11 protein-coding genes are annotated in these 23,269 nt (G+C 68.1%); 10 read left to right on the top strand and 1 reads right to left on the bottom strand.

Features of this window, described 5'->3' with window-relative positions:
- Positions 1 to 23: 23 nt before the first annotated feature.
- From ACZ3H8_RS33640 to ACZ3H8_RS33650, 3 genes are all read left to right on the top strand, one after another.
- Positions 24 to 3,662, top strand: a complete 3,639-nt coding sequence (locus tag ACZ3H8_RS33640; protein ID WP_467408187.1) for a LamG domain-containing protein — start codon at positions 24 to 26, stop codon at positions 3,660 to 3,662.
- A 140-nt stretch (positions 3,663 to 3,802) separates the two neighbouring features.
- Positions 3,803 to 10,711: a polymorphic toxin-type HINT domain-containing protein gene (locus ACZ3H8_RS33645; protein ID WP_467408189.1), complete on the top strand. Its 6,909-nt coding sequence runs from the start codon at positions 3,803 to 3,805 to the stop codon at positions 10,709 to 10,711.
- 81 nt (positions 10,712 to 10,792) lie between these two features.
- Positions 10,793 to 11,356 carry a hypothetical protein gene (locus ACZ3H8_RS33650; RefSeq protein ID WP_467408190.1) on the top strand — a complete coding sequence of 188 codons (564 nt, stop codon included), beginning with the start codon at positions 10,793 to 10,795 and terminating at the stop codon, positions 11,354 to 11,356.
- 38 nt (positions 11,357 to 11,394) lie between these two features.
- On the opposite strand, the gene ACZ3H8_RS33655 is transcribed toward ACZ3H8_RS33650, so the two are convergent.
- Positions 11,395 to 13,221 carry a hypothetical protein gene (locus tag ACZ3H8_RS33655; RefSeq protein ID WP_467408192.1) on the bottom strand — a complete coding sequence of 609 codons (1,827 nt, stop codon included), beginning with the start codon at positions 13,219 to 13,221 and terminating at the stop codon, positions 11,395 to 11,397.
- A gap of 283 nt (positions 13,222 to 13,504) precedes the next feature.
- Between ACZ3H8_RS33655 and rplU the strand changes: the two genes are divergently transcribed.
- From rplU to ACZ3H8_RS33690, 7 genes are all read left to right on the top strand, one after another.
- Positions 13,505 to 13,825: a 50S ribosomal protein L21 gene (gene rplU, locus ACZ3H8_RS33660; protein ID WP_223774625.1), complete on the top strand. Its 321-nt coding sequence runs from the start codon at positions 13,505 to 13,507 to the stop codon at positions 13,823 to 13,825.
- A 14-nt stretch (positions 13,826 to 13,839) separates the two neighbouring features.
- Positions 13,840 to 14,094 (top strand): 50S ribosomal protein L27, encoded by a 255-nt coding sequence (rpmA, locus tag ACZ3H8_RS33665; RefSeq protein WP_307663554.1) that lies wholly within the window; start codon positions 13,840 to 13,842, stop codon positions 14,092 to 14,094.
- Between the two features lie 132 nt (positions 14,095 to 14,226).
- Entirely contained in the window at positions 14,227 to 15,663 is a 1,437-nt protein-coding gene (gene obgE, locus ACZ3H8_RS33670) for a GTPase ObgE (RefSeq protein WP_467408196.1), read from the top strand.
- Between the two features lie 232 nt (positions 15,664 to 15,895).
- Positions 15,896 to 17,917 carry a glycosyltransferase family 4 protein gene (locus ACZ3H8_RS33675; RefSeq protein ID WP_467408197.1) on the top strand — a complete coding sequence of 674 codons (2,022 nt, stop codon included), beginning with the start codon at positions 15,896 to 15,898 and terminating at the stop codon, positions 17,915 to 17,917.
- A 245-nt stretch (positions 17,918 to 18,162) separates the two neighbouring features.
- Positions 18,163 to 19,662: a bifunctional cytidylyltransferase/SDR family oxidoreductase gene (locus ACZ3H8_RS33680; RefSeq protein WP_307663557.1), complete on the top strand. Its 1,500-nt coding sequence runs from the start codon at positions 18,163 to 18,165 to the stop codon at positions 19,660 to 19,662.
- Positions 19,663 to 19,825: 163 nt separating this feature from the next.
- Positions 19,826 to 21,919, top strand: a complete 2,094-nt coding sequence (locus ACZ3H8_RS33685; protein WP_467408200.1) for a hypothetical protein — start codon at positions 19,826 to 19,828, stop codon at positions 21,917 to 21,919.
- Between the two features lie 43 nt (positions 21,920 to 21,962).
- Positions 21,963 to 23,186 carry a glycosyltransferase family 2 protein gene (locus ACZ3H8_RS33690; protein WP_467408201.1) on the top strand — a complete coding sequence of 408 codons (1,224 nt, stop codon included), beginning with the start codon at positions 21,963 to 21,965 and terminating at the stop codon, positions 23,184 to 23,186.
- Positions 23,187 to 23,269: the final 83 nt, after the last annotated feature.

Here is a 23,269-nt window from a genome sequence, read left to right on the forward strand (position 1 = left end):
TGAGCGACATGGAGAGTAGACGCGTGTCCAGACGAATACGGCGCAGCCTCGTGCTGCGTGGCGCTGTGGCCGCTGTGGCAGCGGGCGCCGTGCTGACCGGTGGCTTCACGGCCCTGCCGGGCAACTCCGAGGCCAAGGAGCCCGAGCAGACATCGGTCGCTTCCGGCAAGCCGGTGCAGACGGAGAACCAGGCACTCGCGGCGGCGAAGAAGAGCGGTAAGAAGGTCGAAGTCCTCGGGATGCGCACCGCGCGCCGGGAGATCTTCGCCGAGCCCAACGGCACCTTCACGGCCCGTGAGTACACAGATCCCATCCGCACCGTCCAGGCGGGCAAGTGGGTCGACATCGACAAGACCCTGGTGAAGCGGTCGGACGGCAGCGTGGGGCCGAAGGCGGCCGCCGTGGCCCTGTCGTTCTCCGGGGGCCAGGCCGGCAAGCCGTTCGTCACCATGAACCAGGCGGGCCGCGAGCTCTCCCTGACCTGGCCGTACGGCAAGCTGTCGGCTCCGGTGCTCAAGGGGGAGACGGCCACCTATGTGGACGCGCTGCCCGGCGTCGACCTGACGGTCCGGGCCGAGGCGGACGGATTCGGCCACCTGCTGGTCGTCAAGACCCCAGAAGCCGCGGCCAACCCGAAGCTGGCCAGGCTGGACCTGGGGCTGAAGGCCGACGGCCTCAAGATCAAGGAGGACGCCTCCGGCGCCCTGAAGGCCGAGGACGCCGCGGTGGGCGGCACCGTCTTCGAGGCCGGCAAGCCGGCCATGTGGGACTCGGCCGCCGTGAAGGAGGCCGCGGCCAAGCCCCAGGGCCCCAAGGCGGTCTCCAAGGCGCTGTCCGCGTCCGCCGCCGCTGCCGAGCCGGCTCCGTCGGTCGCACCGGCGCCCGCCCTGGCCGGCCCGGGCGGTGGCGGCAAGACCGCCTCGCTGGGCATCGAACTGGGCAAGGGCAAGCTGTCGCTCGTCCCCGACCAGAAGCTGCTCAAGGCGAAGGACACCGTCTTCCCGGTCGTCATCGACCCCATCCAGCGCACCACTTCGCGTACGGCCTGGACCGGCGTAATGTCCGGCATGCCGACCGAGCAGGACTGGAAGTACTCCGACAGCGCCGGCGTCGGCAAGTGCCCGACCGACTACAACCCGGTCTCCTGCAACGGTGTCGGCGTACGGCGTCTGCTCTTCACCATGCCGGTGTCGTTCTACAAGGGGAAGCAGATCCTGGGCGCGAGCTTCTCCGCCCGCGTCGCGCACATCTACAGCGCGTCCCCGACCGCCGAGCCCATCCGGCTGTACCGGATCGGCGGCAAGAACTACACCATCACCTCCTCAAGCAACTGGTCCAACACCCAGGACGACTGGACGGACCACATCGGGACCGTCGACAAGGCCATCTCGCCGACGTCCTGCTCCAGCCAGGCGAACCTGCACTTCGAGAGCGGCTCCACCGGTGAGCTCACCAGCGAGGTGCGGACCGCGGCGAACGAAGGCTGGTCGTCGATGACGCTGGGTCTGCGCGCCGCCGACGAGAGCCGGTTCGCGGAGTGGAAGCGGATCTGCGGCAACGCGTACCTGTCGATCAGCTACAACAACCTGCCGCGGAAGATCACCACGCTGTCCAGCGACCCGGGTGGTATCTGCGACACGGGCGCCGGCCGGCCGTACGCCGAGGTGCCGCCGAAGCTGCAGGCCGTGGCGAGCGACCCCGACCACGCGAACGGCCAGACCGACAAGGTCAAGGTCGAGTTCAAGGTGGAGTGGACGGACCCGGTCTCCAAGGAGGCGAAGAGCTACACGTATCTCACTCCCTCCTGGCTGGCGCCGACCCCCAACACCAAGTTCACCCACACGGTGAAGTCGACGATCCCGCAGAACACGGTCATCTACTGGAGCGCGCGGGCGTACGACGGTGACGGCTACGGCCCATGGAGCTATGACGGCGACACCACTCGCTGCGAGTTCATGTACGACAAGACGCTCCCCGGCAAGCCGAATGTGCTCTCCAAGCAGTACCCGTCCGACACCGTCTACCACGACGGTGTGGGTACCTACGGCACCTTCACCTTCTCGCCGAACCCCAATGACTCGGTGCCGGACACCGATGTCGTGAAGTACCGGTACGCGTTCGACAGCACGGCCACCCCGGCCACCACCATCAACGCCGCGACGGCCGGCGGCCCCGCCTCGGTGAACTGGATGCCGACGCGCTCCGGCCGCCACTGGGTGGATGTCATCGCGGTCGACAAGGCCGAGAACCCCAGCACCAAGGCGCACTACGAGTTCCTGGTGACCGAGGGCACGCCGGTCGCAGGCCAGTGGAACTTCGCCGACGGTGCGGGCAGCACCGAAGCCCACGACGAGACAGGCGAGTTCTCGGCGGATGCCGGCACCGGCGTCGGCTTCGGCGTCGAAGGCCCCGGCGGAAAGGCCGACTCGGCCGCTCGCTTCGACGGCTCCGGCAACGCCTTCGCCGACGCCAACGAGACGGTGCTCGACTCCTCGAAGAGCTTCAGCGTCAGCGCCTGGGTCCGTCCGACGGCCCTCGACCGTGACATGACGATCGTGAGCCAGGACGGCACCGGTGAGCCCGGCTTCACCCTCGGCTACGACCACACGGTCGGCACCTGGTCGTTCTCCGTACCGGTCACCGACGTCGACTCGCTCGGCAAGTGGAAGGCCGTGTCCACCGGAATCTCCGTGGTCAAGGACCAGTGGGTCCTGCTGACCGGCGTGTACGACGCGCAGAAGAGCGAGCTGCGGCTGTACATCAACAAGGACTCCAAGGGCGTCGCCCAGCGGCGCTCGGTGTGGAAGTCGTACGGTCCGCTCCAGATCGGCCGCTCCACGGCCAAGAGCGGCTACCGGGACAACTTCGTCGGTGACCTCGCCGAGGTCCGGGTCTTCGACCGGGTGCTGCCCGCGGCGCAGGTCGCGGAGCTCATGACGGTCAAGCCGGACCGCAAGGGCTACTGGCAGCTTGACGCGGAGACGAACCGGACCTCCGCGGAGACCGGCAACGGGCCGGTTCTCGGCCTGGCGGGCAACGCGAAGATCCACACCGCGCCCACCGATCCGCTGTCGGAGGATCCGTTCCCGATGGTCGGAGCAGGCCACCTGCTGCTGGACGGTGACGGGGACTACGCGTCCACCGCCACCGCCCCGGTCACCGGAGCCGCCAGCTTCACCGTGACCGCGCGCGCCCAGCTCACCTCGCTCGACCCGGTCAAGGCACAGACGGTGCTCTCGCTGCCCGGCACGGCCGCGAACCGCCTCGCGGTCCGCTACCGGCCCGCGCCGGACGCCGAGACTCCGTCGATGTGGGAGCTGGCCGTCGCCACCTCCGACTCGGCCACCTCCAGTGCGGCGGTCTTCCACGACGACCAGGAACTCCCGGACACCGACGTGGCCGGCCAGCACCTGGCCGTGGTCTACGACGCCTTCGCCAACGAGATCCGGCTGTACGTCAACGGAATGCTCGCCGCCACCGCGCACGGCACAGAGGACACCCTCTGGGGTGCCACCGGCGGCCTGCAGGTGGGTCGTTCGGCACTCGGCGGCGGCAGCGAGTACTTCGCCGGCGCGATCGACGAGGTCCGTGTCTACAGCGGAGCGGCCGACAAGACAGCGATCCTGCAGATGGCCAACCCGATGGCACTGCCGGACATGTAAGTCGCACCACGGGTGTGCCGGCCCCCGCGCGGGGGCCGGCACACCCGCCTCTCTTTTTCGGTTTTCATTGCCCACTTCGAGTGCGGAGTCACGTGATGTCCTATCGGGGCCGGTTGTTGAACCGGTGCATACCCAGACGTTTGCTCAGTTCGGTCGTGATGGTCCTGTCGTTGGCCCTGACCGGGTCCTCGGTCGAGGCTGTCGCGTACGCCGATGAAAAGGGTCGGGGAAGGCCTGGGGTCCAGGACTTCGGCGACCCTGTGAAGGGCAGGAACGCCAAGGCCAAGGCGCGCCCGGCCGACCGGGCCAAGAAGGCCGCGGTCAAGCAGCTGGACAAGGCGACCTGGCCCAAGGGCGCCAGCGCGGAGATCCCCGTAGCTGCCAAGTCACCGACCGAGGTGAAGGTAGGCGGACTGCCGGTGGCGGTCACCGCGGCCAAGGCCCCGGCTGCGAAGGCCCAGGCCACGAAGAACCGGTCGGCGGCCAAGAACGCGGCTCCGCTGCCCGACAAGGTCAAGGTCGACGTCCTGGACCCGAAGCGCGCCGCCGCACTGGGCGCGGGCGCACTGCTGCGCGTAGAGCGAGCCGACGACAAGACACAGGCCGCCAAGGTCCGTCTCAACGTCGGCTACTCCGCCTTCGCCGAGGGCTACGGCGGCGACTACGGCGCGCGGCTGCACCTCGTCCAGCTTCCTGCTTGCGCGGTCGTCGCCCAGCCCGGCAGCAAGGCCTGCCCTGAGCTGCCCAAGCCGCTGGCCACGGTGAACAACGCCGAGGACCGTACGGTCTCGGCCGACGTCACCGCGGCACCGGCGCCCTCCGGGCCCTCGACCATGGCGGTCCAGAGCACCTCGCTCGTCGCGCTCGCGGCAGGTCCGTCCTCCGCCCAGGGCACCTACAAGGCGACGCCCCTGTCCCCGTCGGCGAGTTGGAGTGTCGCCAACTCCTCGGGCGGCTTCAGCTGGAACTATCCGCTGCGCTCCGTCCCCACGCCGGGCGGTCTGACGCCCAGCGTCGGGCTCGGCTACTCGTCCCAGTCCGCCGACGGCCGCACCTCCGCGACCAACAACCAGGGCTCCTGGATCGGTGAGGGCTTCTCGTACGACCCCGGCTACATCGAGCGCCGCTACAAGCCGTGCTCCGACGACGGCCACTCCGGGTCCGGTGAGCAGTGCTGGGCGTTCGACAACGCCACCATTCTGCTGAACGGAACCTCGAGTGAGCTCATCAAGGATGACGCCACCGGCGAGTGGAAATTCTCGTCCGACGACGGCACCAAGGTCGACAAGCTGACCGGTGCGACGAACGGCGACAACGACGGCGAGCACTGGCGCGTCACCACGTCGGACGGCACCGAGTACTACTTCGGTCTCAACCGACTGCCGGGCTGGGCCTCCGGAAACGAGGTGACCGACTCCACCTGGACGGCCCCCGTCTTCGGTGACGACTCGGGCGAGCCCTGCTACAACGCCACGTTCACCAGCGCCCACTGCAAGCAGGCCTGGCGCTGGAGCCTCGACTACGTCAAGGACACCCACGGCAACGTGATGTCCTACTACTACGCCCCCGAGACGAACTACTACGCGCTCAACGGCAAGACGGACGTCAACGGCACCGCGTACCACCGCGGCGGCTATCTGAAGCGGGTCGACTACGGTCAGCGCGACGGCCAGGTCTACGCGGCCAAGGCCCCGGCGCGCGTGGTGTTCAACACCGACGAGCGCTGCCTGCCCACCGCGGACTTCGACTGCGCGGAGAGCAAGCGGACCAAGGCCAACGCCGCCCACTGGCCGGACACCCCGGTCGACCAGGAGTGCAAGGCCGCCACCAAGTGCACCGTGGGGCAGACGTTCTGGACGACCAAGCGGCTGACCGGCATCACCACGCAGATGCGCAAGGACGCCACGACCTACCAGGACGTGGACGCGTGGACCTTCACCCATCTGTTCACCGACAACGGTGACGACTCCAAGACGCTGTGGCTGTCGAAGATCGACCACGAGGGCCGGGTCGGCACGGCGGCGAAGCTCCCGACGCTGGAGCTGTACGGCCAGCAGCTCGTCAACCGCGTCGACGCGATCGGCGACAACATCGCGCCGTTCCACCGCTTCCGGCTCGCGGCGGTACTGAGCGAAACCGGCGCCCAGTTGGACGTCAACTACGCGCCGACGAACTGCACGAAGGACTCCCTGCCGAAGCCGGGCGAGTCGACGAAGCGCTGCTACCCCGTCAAGTGGGCGCCGCCCGGCTACATCGACCCGATCACCGACTGGTTCCACAAGTACGTGGTCGCGGAGATCGTCGAGACGGACCGTACGGGCGGCGGCGACAGCCTGGTCACCCGGTACGACTACCAGGGCAACGCGGCCTGGCGTAAGGCGAAGCCGGACGGCATCACGGAGGACAAGTACCTCACGTGGGGCGGCTGGCAGGGCTACGGCAAGGTCAAGGTCACCAGCGGAAGCGCCGACAACCAGACCTCGCGGGTCGACTACACGTACCTGCAGGGCATGGACGGCGACAAGGACCCGGACGGCGGCACGCGTTCGGTGAAGGTCGCCGACTCCACCGGCGCGGAGTACACCGACGCCGAGGAGTTCACCGGCCACCAGCTGGAGGCGGCCACCTACGACGGCTCCGAGCTCGTCGCCAAGACGATCAGCACGCCGTGGAAGCACTACACCGGCACCCAGACCAAGAGCTGGGGCACCACGCGTTCGTCCATCGTCAAGTCGGAGACGGAGCGCGGGTTCAGCCTGCTGTCGGACGGCAGCTGGCGCGAGGCCAAGACCACGACGAAGTACGACACGGCGAACGGCACCGGCCGCGTCACCGAGGTCGACGACCAGGGTGACATCTCGACTCCGAGCGACGACACCTGCACCCGCACCTGGTACGCGGACAACGTCGGGGAGAACATCCTCTCCCTGCCCTCGCGCAGTGAATCCGTCGGCGTGAAGTGCTCGGCAACCCCGGACCGCAAGACGCAGGTCCACGCCGACGAGCGCACCTCGTATGACGGCAAGGCATTCGGCGAGGCGCCGACCAAGGGCGACGCGACCACGACGGAGCGCCTCACCTCGCACAACGGCACCACCGGCACGTACCAGGTCACCGGCACCACGACCTACGACGCCTACGGCCGTCCGCTCTCGCAGAAGGACGCGTCCGCCGCGGAGACCAAGACGGCTTACACGGACGTCAACGGTCTGATCTCGCAGGCGAAGAACACCAACGCGCTGGGGCATGTCACCACGACCGACTATGCCCCGGCCTGGGGCATGTCGGCCGGGCAGACGGACCCTAACGGCAAGCGCACCGACCTGGCCTACGACGGCCTCGGCCGGCTGACCTCGGTCTGGCTTCCGGACCGGGCGAAGACGCAGACGCCGAGCATCAAGTACTCGTACAACGTCCGCCGGGACAAGGTCGTCGCGATCAAGACGGAGAAGATCGAGAACGACGGCTCGTACGGTTCGGAGTACCAGCTCTACGACGGTCTGCTGCGGCCGCGCCAGATGCAGACCGAGGGGTCCGGCGGCACGCGTATGGTCGCCGACTCGTTCTACGACGGCACGGGCAAGGTCAAGAAGACCAACGCGACGTACAACGCGGCGGGTGCGCCGTCCGACGAGCTGCTGATTGTCCACAACGGTGAGGTGGGCGCGCAGAGCCTCATGGAGTACGACGGTCTGGGCCGGCCCAAGGCGCAGATCATGGCGGTCTCCGGCGTCGAGCAGTGGCGCACGACCACCACGTACGACGGCGAGCGGACCACGGTCGACCCGCCGACGGGCGGCGTGCCGACGACGACGGTCGCCGATGCCGCGGGCAGCACCAAGGAGATCTGGCACTACCGGGGAGCGTCGCCGAACCCGCTGTCCGGTTACGACGTCACCAAGTACACGTACACGCCCAAGAACAAGCTGGAGACGGTCACCGACGCCAAGGGCAACGAGTGGCGGTACGAGTACGACCAGCTCGGCCGCCAGACCAAGAGCGTCGACCCGGACACGGGGACGTCAACCACCACGTACGACACTCTCGACCGCCCCACCTCGGTGAGTGACAGCCGAGGCAAGAAGGTCTCCACGGTCTACGACAAGCTCGGCCGGACGGTCTCGACGTGGCAGGGCGATCCCACCACGGGTACGAAGCTCTCCGAGGTCCGGTACGACAAGGCGGGTTGGCTCGGGCAGGCGTACGCCACCCTCAGCTACATTTCCGCAACCGAGTACTTCGGCTCGGTCGTCCAGTCACTGGACGACTTCTACCGTCCACTCAAGACGGCCTATGTGGTGCCCGCGTCGCAAGGCGGACTCGCCGGCACGTACACCTTCACCTCGGCCTACAACCGTGACGGCACACTGCAGTCGAGCGGCCTGCCGGCAGCGGGTGACCTGCCTGCTGAGGTTCTCGCTTACGGGTACGACGAGCTTCAGCGTCCGACATCGATGACGGGCTCCACCTCGTACGTCACCAACACGGTGTACTCCAAGGACAGCCACCTCCAGCAGCTGGAACTGTCCACCGGCAGCGGCAAGAAGGTCTGGCAGACCTTCGACTACGAGACCGGCACGGACCGGCTGACCCGCTCCGTCGTCGACGTCTACGGCGCGTCCGCTCCGGCGAAGGAGTCGAACTTCTCCTACGACCACGCGGGCAACGTCCTATCCATCTCGGACACGGCGAACGCCGCCGCGCCGGACGTCCAGTGCTTCGGCTACGACAGTCGGCAGCGGCTGGCGCAGGCGTGGAGCCCGGCGTCCACCGCAGCCGACGCGTCCGGGAGCGGCACCCTCGTATCGGCCGCGCCGGTCGAGGGCAAGGGGCCGAAGGCGTGCGAAGCGGCCCCGGGCGCCACTCCGCTCGGCGGACCTGCGCCGTACTGGAAGTCGTACGTCACCGACGCGATCGGCAACCGGACGTCCGACACGGCGCACGACACAGGACTCAACCCGGTCAACAACGTCACCCGCACCTACACCTATGGCGGAGCAGGCGCGGCCGGTGACGGTCCGCACCAGCTCACCAAGATCGTGGAGGACACCCCGACCGGCGCGAAGCAGTCGACGTACGAGTACGACAGCGTGGGCAACACCACCAAGCGAACCATCGGTGGCGACGCTCAGACGCTCGAATGGAACGACGCCGGCAAGCTCGCCAAGGCGAAGGAGGCCGACGGCTCCGAAACCACCTACCTCTACGACGGGACCGGCAACCGGGTTCAGCGCAAGGATCCTTCGGGCACGACGGTGTATCTGCCCGGCATGGAGCTGAAGCTCTCCGCCGACGGCACCAAGAAGGAAGCCACCCGCCACTACGCGCACGCCGGCCAGACGGTCGCCGTCCGGACCAACGACGGCAAGGTCTCTTTCATCGCCTCCGACCACCACGGGACCGGCGAACTTGCCATCGACGCCGCCACCGGGGCGATATCGCAGCGCCGCTTCGACCCGTACGGGGTCGAGCGCAGCGAGGCGATCGGAAACTGGCCGGGGGAGAAGGGCTTTGTCGGCGGGACAATCGACAAGTCGACCGGCCTGACCCACCTGGGGGCGCGGGAGTACGACGCGGTAATCGGAAAGTTCATTTCCGTCGACCCGGTCATCGATCACACGCAGCCGCAACAGATCAACGGCTACGCCTACGCCAACAACAGCCCCGTCACCCATGCCGACCCGAGCGGCATGGCCATCCCGGAGTGCATGCAGGGCCTCATCGAGTGCCGGGGTGGCTTGCCCGTCACCGGCGGCAAGTCCGACCCCGTCAAGGGTGCCCAGAAGAACGCCGACGAGGCCGCCGGCGCGGTCGCGGGCGCGGAGCAGCAGCAGTCCGCTGCCAAGCAGCGCATCAAGTCGGCGGGCAAGGCGCTTGTCAAGATCGTCCGGGACATCCTCGGCATCGACGCCGCGCTGGACTGCTTCTCCAGTGGCGACATGGGCGCCTGCGGCGAGACGGTGCTGAACATCGCGGGCAGCTTCGCCGGCGGTCTCGCCGGCAAGATCCTCGCCAAGTACGGCGCTCCGTGGAACTGGGCGAAGGGCGCCAGGCTCGCGAAGCGAGTGGTCGGCCTCGTGGGCGACCTCATCGGTGGTGCCAAGGATCTGTACAAGGCCAACAAGGCCGTGTCCAAGGCGAAGGACGGGCTGGCCAAGGCGAAGGACGCATTGGCCGCAGCCAAGAAGAAGGCTGCGGAGGCCCTCAAGAAAAGCAAGAAGGAGTGTCACTCCTTCCTGCCCGGCACGAAGGTGCTCCTGGCCGACGGTACGAGCAAGCCGATCGAGGACGTCAGGCTCGGTGACAAGGTCACGGTGACTGACCCCGAGACCGGTGTGACGACCGTCCGAGAGGTTGCCGGCACCATCGTCACAGAGGACGACAAGGCGTTCGTCGACCTCACCATCGAGGGCAAGTCGGGTAAGTCGGCGGCGCTCATCGCCACGACGACGCACCCGTTCTGGGTGGAGTCCGAGGGCGAGTGGATCAAGGCGGGCGATCTCAGGCCCGGCATGACGCTGCGCACCCCTGACGGCGACACGGTGACACTCGAAGGCACTCGCTACTTCGAGAAGCGCCGGCGTACCCATGACCTAACCGTCACAGGCATCCACACGTACCACGTGCTGGCGGGTGCAACTCCGGTTCTGGTGCACAACTGCGAGACCACGGGACCACTCGACGGGTCGGGTCTGTCGGAGGACGAGCTCCAGGCCGCCGCCGTCGAGGCACGTGACAGCTTTGCGGGAGAGATGAGCAAGCTGTCGCAGAAGAAGCGGCCCACGACCGTGACTGCCGGGTACAACACCGAGACCGGCCAGTATGCGGCGGGTGCTTCGTCCAGAGCAGGCTGCGCGGAGGTATGCGTCGTCAATGCGTTGGGCGGTGACGCCAGTAAGATCCGGTTCACCAGCGCCGTTCTCACTCGCAAGAACAAGTTCCTGGAACAGCAACCCGTGTGCTTGTTCTGTGAGGCTCGCTTCGGTAAGGACTCGTTTGTCGAACCGGGCACCACATTTGAGTCGGATGTCCTCAGGCTGTTCGACTGATCTGTAACAATCGAGCGTGGTGCGTCCGGCTCAGTCCGGGCGCACCACGCTCGCAAGCATCTGATGACTCGGAGATACGGCGTGGACAGTTCTGCTCGAAATGTGCTGGACGATGAGATGTCGAAGCATGCGTGGGACAGTCTGCGCTCTTTCCGCGGCAGTTCGACGACTCTCCCCGATGCGATCCGGTCGCTCGTCCGGGCGGATTCGGACGACGAGGCGGACGCGGCCTACTGGGCGATCGACAACGTGACCCTGGTACAGGGACGCCTTTCCCAGTCCTCTGTGGCGGTTGCCGCGTCCCTGGTGGCGGGGCTCGGGGTTTCCACCCGCCTTGCCAAGGGTTACATCATCGACCTCCTCGCCCAGATATCCGGAGGCTACGATGATCATGTCGACCTCGCATCGGTAGGCCCCGTCAGCTGGTCGGATTGCATGCGGGAAATTGCGGAGGGGTTTGACGTCTACCTCACGATGCTCGACGTCGAGGGTAATTCGAGTTGCGTGGACCTAATTCTCATGTGCGCAACATTTGATCCTGCATTGCGCGCGCGGGCTGTGGAGACGTTCCAGCACATATTGAGTTCCGGCGATTTTCCCGATATCCAGGATCTCGTTGCTGCGTCTTTGGCGGAATTGGTGTAGCCGCCACCGCCCCGAGGGCGGCGACCACGGCCAACGGCTCAGCGCCGTTGGGCCCAGGCCGTCCTCAACTGGGCCGCGTAGAAGAGGGACGCCGCAGTCGGCAGGATCGTGCGGTACCAGCTCACCTCCGGGGACAGCCAGCCGTACACCCCCGCCGGGACCAGGATCACCAGGGCCACGATCCGCAGCACCCACCAGCGCCGCGGCCGAGGGATCGGCAGGGCCGGAGTGCCCAGGTCCGTCGACATGGTGTCGCGGATGCCCTTCAACACCCCTCGCCGGGCGAGGAGTTGGGCACCGTCAAGCCCGGCCAGGATCTCGTCGCGCTCGCCGAAGCAGTCCGGGACCGGCGGCAGCCTGAGCGCCGTGACCAGCTCCGACTGGCGGCGGGCCGGGTCGTTCGTGCCCCGCAGCAGCGTGACCAGCGGGCGATGGTCCGGCACCGGGAAGATCGCGGCGAGGGCCTGTGCCGTGGCCGTGGCCTCGGCGTGGTCGGTGACCGGGGCGGACGGGTCCCACAGATGCGAGGCGCGTGCCTTGCCCCTGTGGAAGAGGGTGAAGCCGCAGCGGTCGGCGGTGCGGCGCAGCACCAGGGCGGGCCACTTCTCCCCGGTGGTGAAGTTGTCCGCGGCGGCCGTCAGCAGTTCCTCACCGGCCGCGAGGGTCGCGCGCCTGCCGGGGGACGGGTCGGGGACGAGCTCGACGTAGCTCATCCGGAACGGCGAGGGGGTGGGCGCGATCCGCAGCGAGACGCCGCACATCAGCGCCGCCTCGGCGACCTCGTGCGGCGGGGCCGCGGCTATCGCGAGCGAGCGCGGCGCCGGGACGGAGGGGAGGGCGGCCGCCGGGGTCGCGGGCTGCGGCGGGTGGCCGAAGAACGGGGTCTGCGACGCGACCTGCATCCGTACGCCCAGGCGGAACTCCAGGAATTCCTTGCGGCTGTCGCCGACGTACCCCCACGGGAAGCTGCGCGCGTGCACGCCGATCGCCCGGAAGACATCCAATGCCTCGTTCCAGCGCTCGGCGAAGATCAGCATCAGGGCCAGGTGATTGCGGAAGCCCGCGGCGTCGGGGTCTCCCGGCTCGTACCAGCTGGAGAGCTCCAGCGCGCGGGCGACCGCCGCCTCGACCCGGGCGCGGTCGATCGGGCCGTCCTCGACGGAGTCGTCGGAGACGACCTCGTACTCCACTGCGGCCATCAGCGGCAGCGCGTGCAGCTTCGAGCCGGGCAGCGCCCCTTCGGCGGCCTGCTCGGCGAAGGCGAACATCTCCTCGTGCGAGCCGTACCACTTGTCGCACAGGTACTGCAGCGCGGTGGCATGGCAGCCGTAGTGGTGCGGGGCCCTGGCCACGGCCTCCGCCCAGTACGCGTCGAACACATCCCGGGGCGCCTGGATGCCGCGTGCGTGCGTGAGCGCGACCTCCCACGGCACCGGGTCGGTCGGGTTGAGCTGGGCCGCGGCGGCGATCACCGGAACGGCATCCTCGAGGAGCGTGAAGAAGGCCCGGAACTGGTCCTCGGACACATGCCTGGCGCGGTAGCCGGTACGTATCTCCCAGGCCTGCTGGATACGGAGATCCGCCTTCACCAGCACCGCGTCCGGGTCCTCGGGCGAAGCGGTCAGCCAGCCCTCCAGCCAGCCCGGGCTGTGCAGCGCGCACTCGGCCAGCTCGGAGACGCACACACTGCGGCGCTCCCACTGGGCGCCGAGCCGGGTCCCGGCCAGCAGCTCGCGGGCCGGAGTGGCGTCGCCGGCTGCGGCGGCGCTCAGAGCGGCCCGTAGGGCGGGGTCGGCGACGGCATCGACGGTGACGGCCTCGTCGGGCGGCAGATCAGCGCCCACGGCCGAGCCGTGGCGGAGCATGCGAGGCATGGTGATCAGGGAGCGCAGGGACACGAGCGCACATTCAACAGGCCACGGCGGACATCCACCAGGGATTCATGGCGCCTACCCGGTTTGACCCCTCAAGCCGGGCCCCGTAACCTTGACCCTCGGTGTGTTTCCATGCACGCCCACCCCTGAGCAACTCCCTCCCGATGGTTCTTCCGGTCGGGAGAGGCCGCTCATCCTTCCGGATCGTCGCAGGCTTCGGCCTGTGCGAGCTGCTGGCATCAGGGGATCCGTTCCGAGCGAGAGTGAGATCCGCGTGTACGCCATCGTGCGCAGCGGTGGTCGTCAGCACAAGGTTGCTGTTGACGACATCGTTGAGGTTGACAAGATTCCCACTGCCAAGGTTGGCGACACGGTCGAGCTCTCGACCCTGCTCGTTGTCGACGGCGACGCCGTGACCAGCGACCCGTGGGTGCTGGCCGGTATCAAGGTCACGGCCGAGGTCGTGGACCACCACAAGGGCGCGAAGATCGACATCCTTCGCTACAAGAACAAGACCGGCTACCGCCGCCGCCAGGGTCACCGTCAGCAGTACACGGCGATCAAGGTCACCGGTATCCCCACGGCTGCGAAGTAAGGGACTGAGGAGACATGGCACACAAGAAGGGCGCATCGTCCACTCGGAACGGTCGCGACTCCAATGCTCAGCGGCTCGGCGTGAAGCGCTTCGGCGGTCAGGTCGTTCTCGCCGGTGAGATCCTGGTCCGCCAGCGCGGTACCCACTTCCACCCGGGCGCGGGCGTCGGTCGCGGTGGCGACGACACCCTGTTCGCGCTGCAGCCCGGTGCGGTGCAGTTCGGCACGCACCGTGGCCGCAAGGTCGTGAACATCGTTCCGGTCGCCTGATCGGATCTTTGCGAGGGCGGACCTCACTTCCCGTTGGGGAAGTGGGTCCGCCTTTCGCGTGTTGAAGCTAAGACATTTCGTACGTACTTCCCCAGCCTCCGGCCGGGGAGACCCCAATCTGGAGGCACACCCATGACCACCTTCGTGGACCGCGTCGAGCTGCACGTCGCCGCGGGTAACGGAGGCCACGGCTGCGCCTCCGTTCACCGGGAGAAGTTCAAGCCGCTCGGCGGCCCCGACGGCGGCAACGGCGGCCGTGGCGGTGACGTCATCCTGGTCGTCGACCAGTCGGTGACCACGCTGCTCGACTACCACCACAGCCCGCACCGCAAGGCGACCAACGGTCAGCCCGGCGCCGGTGACAACCGCTCCGGCAAGGACGGCCAGGACCTGGTCCTGCCGGTGCCCGACGGCACCGTCGTCCTCGACAAGCAGGGCAATGTGCTCGCCGACCTGGTCGGCCAGGGCACCACCTTCATCGCCGGCCAGGGCGGCCGCGGCGGCCTCGGCAACGCAGCGCTGGCCTCCGCCCGCCGTAAGGCACCCGGCTTCGCGCTGCTCGGCGAGCCGGGCGAGGCCCGTGACGTCGTCATGGAGCTCAAGACCGTCGCCGACGTGGCGCTGGTCGGGTACCCGAGCGCCGGCAAGTCCTCCCTGATCTCGGTGCTCAGCGCGGCCAAGCCGAAGATCGCGGACTACCCGTTCACCACGCTCGTCCCGAACCTGGGCGTGGTCACCGCCGGGTCGACCGTCTACACCATCGCCGACGTCCCCGGTCTGATCCCGGGCGCCAGCCAGGGCAGGGGCCTCGGCCTGGAGTTCCTGCGCCATGTCGAGCGCTGCTCGGTGCTCGTGCACGTCCTGGACACCGCGACGCTGGAGTCCGACCGCGACCCGGTCTCCGACCTCGATGTGATCGAGGAGGAGCTGCGGCAGTACGGCGGCCTGGACGACCGCCCGCGCATCGTCGTCCTCAACAAGATCGACATCCCGGACGGCCAGGACCTCGCGGACATGATCCGCCCGGATCTCGAGGCACGCGGCTACCGCGTCTTCGAGGCGTCCGCCATCGCCCGTACGGGCCTGAAGGAGCTCTCCTTCGCGCTGGCCGAGATCATCGCTGCGGCGCGCGCGGCCAAGCCGGTCGAGGAGGCGACCCGAATCGTCATCCGCCCGAAGGCGGTCGACGACGCGGGCTACACGGTCGTGCAGGAGGAGGACGGGCTGTTCCGGGTGCGCGGGGAGAAGCCGGAGCGCTGGGTCCGCCAGACCGACTTCAACAACGACGAGGCCGTCGGCTACCTCGCCGACCGCCTCAACCGCCTCGGTGTCGAGGATGAGCTGATGAAGGCCGGCGCCCGCGCGGGCGACGGCGTGGCCATCGGCCCCGAGGACAACGCGGTCGTCTTCGACTGGGAGCCGACGATGATGGCGGGCGCGGAGATGCTCGGCCGCCGCGGCGAGGACCACCGACTGGAGGCCCCGCGTCCGGCGGCGCAGCGGCGGAAGGACCGCGACGCGGAGCGGGACGAGGCGCAGCGGGAGTACGACGAGTTCGACCCGTTCTAGGACGGCGCCCGGCAGCGGGGTGGTGCCCGCGGCGGCCCTGGTGTGCCGTAGGCCTCGGGACGAGGCACATTGTGATTATGACGAGTTCATCCCGTTCTGTGTCCCCTGATCCGGCTAAATCCGCGGATCAGGGGCAACCTCCGGGCTCTCAGACCCGTCTGACTGGCGTGTGGCGATACGGGGACTACCCGTTCGCCTCCCGAGTCCCAGTTGAACGGAGCACCGAGGGCCGATGAAGATCTCCTTCCTCATCCATACCGTTTACGGTATTGGCGGGACGATCCGCACCACGCTCAACCTCGCCGAAGAGCTTGTGAACCGGCACGAGGTGGAGATCGTCTCGGTCTTCCGGCACCGGGACGTCCCGCTCTTCTCCATCGACCCGCGCATCACCGTCGTACCCCTCGTCGACACGCGCGCGAACTCGCCGACGAACGAGAAGGAGCATCCCTTCCAGCTCCAGCCCGCGACGTTCTTCCCGCAGAACGAGGCACGTTACAAGGAGTACAGCCGGCTCACCGACGACCGCGTCCGCGAGCACTACGCCGCCTCGAACGCGGACGTCGTCGTCGGCACCCGGCCCGGACTCGTCGCGTACGTCGCGCAGTTCGCCCCCGCCGGCGCGGTCCGCATCGGCCAGGAACACATGACGCACAACCACCACAAGGCGGCGCTGCGTGCCGAGATGTACGAGCATCTCGCCGCGATCGACGCTTTTGTGACGGTCTCCGAGGGTGACGCCAAGGTGTGGCGGGAGAAGATGCCGCTGCCCAGCACCCGGGTGCTGGCCATCCCCAACAGCGTCCCCGAGCCGCAGGTCGCCCCCTGCGACGGGACGGGCAGCACCGTCGTCGCGGCCGGCCGGCTGGCGACGGAGAAGCAGTACAACGTCCTGATCGACGCCTTCGCCAAGGTCACGGCCGTGCGCCCGGATTGGGTGCTGCGCATCTACGGCGGCGGCGACCGGCGCCCCGGACTCCGCGACCAGATCCTGAAGATGGGCCTCTACAACAAGGTCCACCTCATGGGGCCGCATTCACCCATCGAACCCGAGTGGGCCAAGGGCGCCATCGCCGTCTCCACCTCGCGCCACGAGTCGTTCGGCATGACGCTCGTCGAGGCCATGCGCTGCGGTCTGCCGGTGATCTCCACCGACTGCGACTACGGACCGCGCGAAATCATCAACAGTGGCGAGGACGGTGTCCTCGTCCCGGTCGGTGATGTGAAAGCGATCGTCGACGCGCTGCTCAAGCTGATCGACGACGAGGCGCTGCGGCGCCGGCTGGGCGCGGCCGCGCGGGAGAGCGCCCGCCGCTTCGACCCCTCCCAGGTCGTCAAGGAGTACGAGAACCTCTTCGAGGAACTGGCTGCCGGCACGTCACCGCGCGGCTCCGTGCCGGACTTCGCACCGGTCGCCGACTGTGTGGTGGCCGCGGACGGCGCGCTGGTCCTCACCCTCGTCAGCCCGCGCCCGTCGGCCGACGAGGCGGGGTTGCGGCTGATGTGCGTACGTACGGAGGGCAGTACCGAGGTCCGCACGTACGCGTTCGGGCCGGACGGATCCGTCACGATCCCGGCGGGTGAGCAGCTCGGCGAGGGTGTCTGGGAGCTCTTCGTCGAGATGGCGGCCACCGGTGCGCGCTCGCGGCTGGGCAGCCGCAATGTCGACCAGCGCGGCGCCATGCACGCCGCGGAGCGGCTGGTGCCGGGCGAGGCCGTCCGCAACCTCGTGCCGTACGCCGACAAGGTCAAGGGCACGCTCGTCCTGCGGTCCTGGGTCCGGCCGGTGCACGCGGAGGCCGCGGATGTGCGGCTCGCCGGCAAGAAGGTCACGCTGTCGGGCCGCCTGATCGGCGCCGCCCCGGCCGGTGAACCCGTGCTCGTGCTGCGCCGTCGCGGCAGGCCGGCGCGTGAACTGACCATCACCGGGCGGTGGGAGGATGCGCATGTCTTCCACTTCACCGTCCCCTGTGCTCAGCCGGCCGCGCAGCAGGCCACCACGCACGATGTGTGGGACGCCCTGCTCCGTTACGCGCCGGAGGCCCAACCGGCGAAGATCGGGCGGCTGCTGGACGACGTCGTCATGAAGAAGGACATCTACAACTATCCGTTGACTATTCTGCCCAAGAAGAGGAAGGAGAGCCTCGCCCGCTCTGTCGCCAAGAAGGTCCTCAGAAGGCCCAAGAAGAGAGTCCGAGTGCGTTTCTTCTACACGGACTCCAACGATCTCGCTCTCAACGTGGTTGATCTGTAGAGATTTCCCGCACGTGAATTCCGTGGGTCAGCTCCTGTCGGCCTTTGCCTGGAGGAGTGGTTCCTTCCGCTTGTTCGTGTGGTCTCGGTCACCTGGTCAATCGTTGTGCGCGACCGGATTGGCCTGATGACAAGGCAAACGGCAGGTTGCACGGTGGTGTGGAGTGGAAGACACCCGCCTTGCGAGACGGTAACTGAGAGTGCAACCATCGGAATGTTCCCCCGCCCCCGCAAGGTAGGTCGTCTGTGTCTGTGCAGCACATAGTCAAGCCCCGAACCACAGCGGTCGTGCTCGCCGGTGGCACCGGCCAGCGCGTGGGTCTGTCGATCCCCAAGCAGCTGCTGAAGATCGCCGGCAAGGCTGTCATCGAGCACACGCTGACGATCTTCGAGCAGGCCGAGTCCATCGACGACGTGATTGTGCTGATGGCGCCGGGTTTTGTGCCCGACGTGGAGAAGATCATCGCAAAGGCCGGACTGACCAAGGTCACCAAGGTCATAGAGGGCGGGTCCACGCGCAACGAGACCACCGAGCGGGCCATCGCCGCGCTCGGTGAGGGACTCGCCGAGGGGGAGGACCGCAATGTCCTCTTCCATGACGCGGTCCGTCCGCTTTTGTCACAGCGTGTGATCCAGGGGTGTGTTGACGCCCTCGAGCGCTATCAGGCCGTCGATGTCGCCATCCCGTCCGCGGACACGATCATCGTGACCCGCACCCACGGCGAGGACGGCGAGTTCATCACCGACGTCCCGGACCGCTCGCGGCTGCGCCGCGGCCAGACGCCGCAGGCATTCAAGCTCTCCACCATCCGCAGGGCGTACGAGATCGCGGCCGGCGACCCGAACTTCCAGGCCACGGACGACTGTTCCGTGGTGCTGAAGTATCTGCCGGACGTGCCGATCTATGTCGTCGCGGGCGACGAGTACAACATGAAGGTGACCCAGCCGGTCGACGTCTTCATCGCCGACAAGCTCTTCCAGCTGGCCACCACCGCGTCTCCGCGCCAGGCGGACGAGGCGGCTTACCGCGAGTTGCTGGCGGGCCGGACGCTGGTCGTCTTCGGCGGCTCGTACGGCATCGGCGCGGACATCGCCGCGCTGGCGAAGGAGTACGGCGCGAACGTCTACGCGCTGGGTCGCTCCACCACGGGCACGCATGTGGAGAACCCGGAGCACGTCGACGACGCGCTCTCCAAGGCGTACTCCGAGACCGGCCGGATCGACTACGTCATCAACACCGCGGGTGTGCTGCGCATCGGCAAGCTCGCGGAGACGGACAACACGACGATCCAGGAGGCGTTGAACGTCAATTACCTGGCGCCCGTCCAGATCGCCCGCGCCTCGTACAAGTACCTGGCGGAGACCAAGGGGCAGCTGCTGCTCTACACCTCCTCCAGCTACACCCGCGGGCGTGCCGAGTACAGCCTCTATTCGTCGACCAAGGCGGCCATGGTCAACCTCACCCAGGCCCTCTCCGACGAATGGGCGGCCGACGGAATTCGCGTCAACTGCGTGAATCCCGAGCGCACGGCGACCCCGATGCGCACCAAGGCCTTCGGCCAGGAGCCCACCGGCTCGCTGCTCTCCTCCGAGGCTGTGGCCAGGACCTCTCTGGACGTTCTGCTCTCCGAGCTGACCGGTCATGTCATCGACGTACGACAGCAGGATCCGACCCGCGAGGCGACCGAAGCATCGGGGTTCGAGCAGGCACTGGCATCCGTCCTGGACCGCCAGGAAGACGTGTAATATTCGGCAACAATTAAATTGTTGGGCCTCCGTGGTCGCCATAACGCGAACACGGAGGCCTCAATTCGTGAAGCTTATACTTCGCGTTTGCATCTTAATGTGGTAAACCGGCACCCCTTGGAGCAGGTTCTTCGTGATTTCGACCGCCATTCGCCTGGCCCGCGTGGGCAGTGGATCAGAATTGGTCGCCGCAGTCCTTCTGGGACTGGGCTTTCCGTGCGCGCTGCTCGCCGCGCTGATCCCGAGTTTCTGGGGCTTCGTCGCGGCCGCCGTCGTGACCTATGCCACGGACTGGTACCTGCATCGGCGTGGCAGCTATCTCGTCAACAGGCTGAACAAGATCAAGTTCGCTCTGCCGATGCGCTTCCTGGTGCGTCAGCTGCTGCTGGTCCTGTTGCTGGCCCGGCTGAACCTGGCTGAGCAGACCCTCTTCTATGTGGCGGTCGGCGGCTTCCTGTTCCTCTTCGGTCTCCAGGCCCCGCACGGCGCCCTGGCCACCCTGATCAAGCTGCGCCGCACCATGCCGGTGGTCACGCGTAACGTCGATCTTCACGGCCTCAAGATCCCGGACGCCCCGCCCAGGGCCCTGCTGCGCCGGTCCGCGGAGAAGCTGCTCCACCTGGACATCCCGGCCGTGGCGGGTGTGCTGATCGCCGCCCGGACGCACCAGAACGTCTTCGCGTACGTCGGTATCGCCGTCGCCGTCGGCCTGGCGGTGCTCTACACCGGTGCCCTCTTCCGGTACATCCGGCGGAACAGGCGCGTACCGACCGCGCCCCAGGTGCTCAAGGGCGTCGACCGGTGGCTGCGCGAGTACCGGCCGACCGTGGCCATGTACTTCTCCGGCTCCAAGGAGTCGGCGTACCAGGTGAAGATGTGGATGGAAACCCTGGAGCAGCTGGATGCCCGGGCGGTGATCATCCTCCGCGAGCGCTACATCGTGCCGCAGCTGGAAGCGACTTCGGTGCCGGTCATCTGTGTGCCCGGCGGCATCCACCTGATGAACATGGACCTCTCCACGGTCCGCGTGACGCTGTACCCGGCCAACGTCGGCAAGAACATCCACATGCTGCGCGTACCGACCATGAAGCATGTCTTCATCGGGCACGGTGACAGCGACAAGATGGCCAGCGTCAACCCGTTCAGCAAGGTGTACGACGAGGTGTGGACGGCCGGGCGGGCCGGCCGTGACCGGTACGCCCTCGCCGACGTCGGCGTGCGCGACGAGGACATCGTCGAGGTCGGCCGCCCCCAGCTGGCCCCCATAGCCTCCTGGACCGGCGCCCCGAAGAACCCGATGCCGACCATCCTGTACGCCCCCACCTGGGAAGGCTGGGACGACAACCCCGGCAACACCTCCCTGCTGCTGGCCGGCGAGAACATCGTCAAGCGGCTGCTCAACGCCGAGCAGCCGGTCCGGCTGATCTACAAGCCGCACCCCTTCACGGGCACCCGCAGCGCCAGGGCCAAGGCCGTCCACACGCGCATCCTGGCGCTGGTCGAGAAGGCGGCCGCCGAGCGCGCCGCCGAGCCCCGCTGGGCCAAGGAGGCGGCTGCGGCACAGGCCGACCAGGCCGCCGCACGGGCGACCCTGGCCCGGGTCGAAGCGCGGCTGGCCGAGCTGTCCAAGCCCGGCCGGCCGGGTGGCGACGAGTCGGAGACGTCGCGGGTCTCGCTCGCGGACCCGCAGCGCCTCGAAGAGATCAAGAAGCTGCGCGCGGAGTGGAACGAGGCGTACTGGAACTCGTTCGGCTGGTGGCAGCACAGGACGGTGACCGGCACCGAGCCGCGTCTGTACGACTGCTTCAACGAGGCGGACGGCATGGTGTCCGACATCTCCAGCGTGGTCTCGGACTTCATCGCGAGCGGCAAGCCGTACGCCGTGACCGACTCGGCGGAGGTGGGCACCGAGGAGTTCAGGCGGCAGAACACCGCCGTACGGGCCGCGGTCATCCTCTCCAACAGCGCCGAGGAACTCGGTGAGTTGCTGGCCGCCGTCGCCGACCCGGCCGCGGACACCCTCGCCGAGGCACGGCGCGAGCTGAAGCGGTATCTGCTCGGGCCCGACGAACCCACCTCCATCGAGCAGTTCAACGCCGCCGTGGCGGCGCTGGCGGCCCGGTCCGAAGCACGCAACGCCGGGGCCGGTCAGCAGCTCGTCGACCTGGAGGGGGATCTGGACGACGTGGGAGAGGACACCGTGGCCGGGGACACCGACACCGCGGTCACCGGGCTGGACTCGCCGGTCGCAGGCTGACCGTTTTGGCGTCCGCCTCGTAACAACGACAGGATGGCGGGCCATGAACGTGAACGAGCCCGATGTCAGCGTGATCATCGGGGCTTATGAGGCCATGCCGTATCTGGTGCGGTGTCTGGAGTCGGTCGAGGCGCAGAGCATTGGTGCCGACCGGATCGAGATTGTGGCTGTCGACGACGGTTCGACCGATGGCACGGGGGAGTGTCTGGAGGAGTTCGCGGCGGGGACGAAGGTCCCGATGCGGGTGGTCAGGCAGGCCAACTCCGGTGGTCCCGGTGGTCCGCGTAATGTCGGGCTGTCGCTGGCGCGTGGCCGGTATGTGTTCTTTCTCGACGCCGACGACTATCTCGGTGAAGAGGCGCTGGAGCGGATGGTCGCGATGGCCGACCGCGCCGGTACGGATGTGGTGCTCGGCAAGATCAAGGGCGTCAACCGCGGCGCCGCCAAGTCGATGTACCACCGGAGCGCCGAGCGTACGGATGTCTTCTCCTCCAACGTCAAGTTCACGCTGAGCGCGCAGAAGCTCTTCCGGCGCGAACTTCTCGTACGGCTGGGCATGCGCTTCGACGAGACCATGCGCCTCGGGGAGGACGCGCTGTTCACCATGGAGGCGTACCTGCGTGGCGACGGCGTCTCCGTGGTCGCCGACTACACCTGCTACTACCTGGTCGGCCGCGACGACGGCAAACACGTCACCAAGGGCGTCGACCACGCCGCGATCATCGATGCGGCGCACGCCCTGATGAAGCTGATCGCCGCGCATGTGCCGCCGGGTGACCGGCGTGACCTGCTGATGGTCAGGCCCTTCGCGACCTCGCTGCTGCCCCAGCTGGGCCCCATCGTGCTGAAGCAGCCGGAGGAGAGAGGCCGGGAGAAACTCGCGCTCGTGGCTCCGCTGATGGAGACGTACTGGACCGAGGGTGTGGCGAAGCGCCTCAAGGTCGGCGAGCGGCTTCGGCTCACCAGCGCCGCGCTGGGACACTTCGACCTCCTGAAGGACGTGCTGGCATTCGAGCGGGCCGGGACCGCAGCCGAGGTCGTGGTGCGCGACGGGTGCAGGTATCTCGCGTATCCGCACTTCGGGGACGGGACGGAGGGGCTGCCCGACGCGGTTTACGAGGTGCGCGTGGCCGAACAGGTCGGCGGGGAACGCGTCACACCTCTGCCGTCGCCTGTCGCGCCCGGCCGCCAGAACGGTGCGTCGTTCGCCAGGCGCGCGGCGCGGTGGGCCCGGCGGGCGCTGCGCGGGCTGGGGCGCGGGGCCTGACGCCCCCACGCCGCGCCGCGCGCCTGCACCACGTCGGCTCCACGCCGGCCCCACGCTGGGTTTCAGTGCCGTGTCGCGTCCGA

Source organism: Streptomyces sp. NPDC002868, assembly GCF_055563295.1.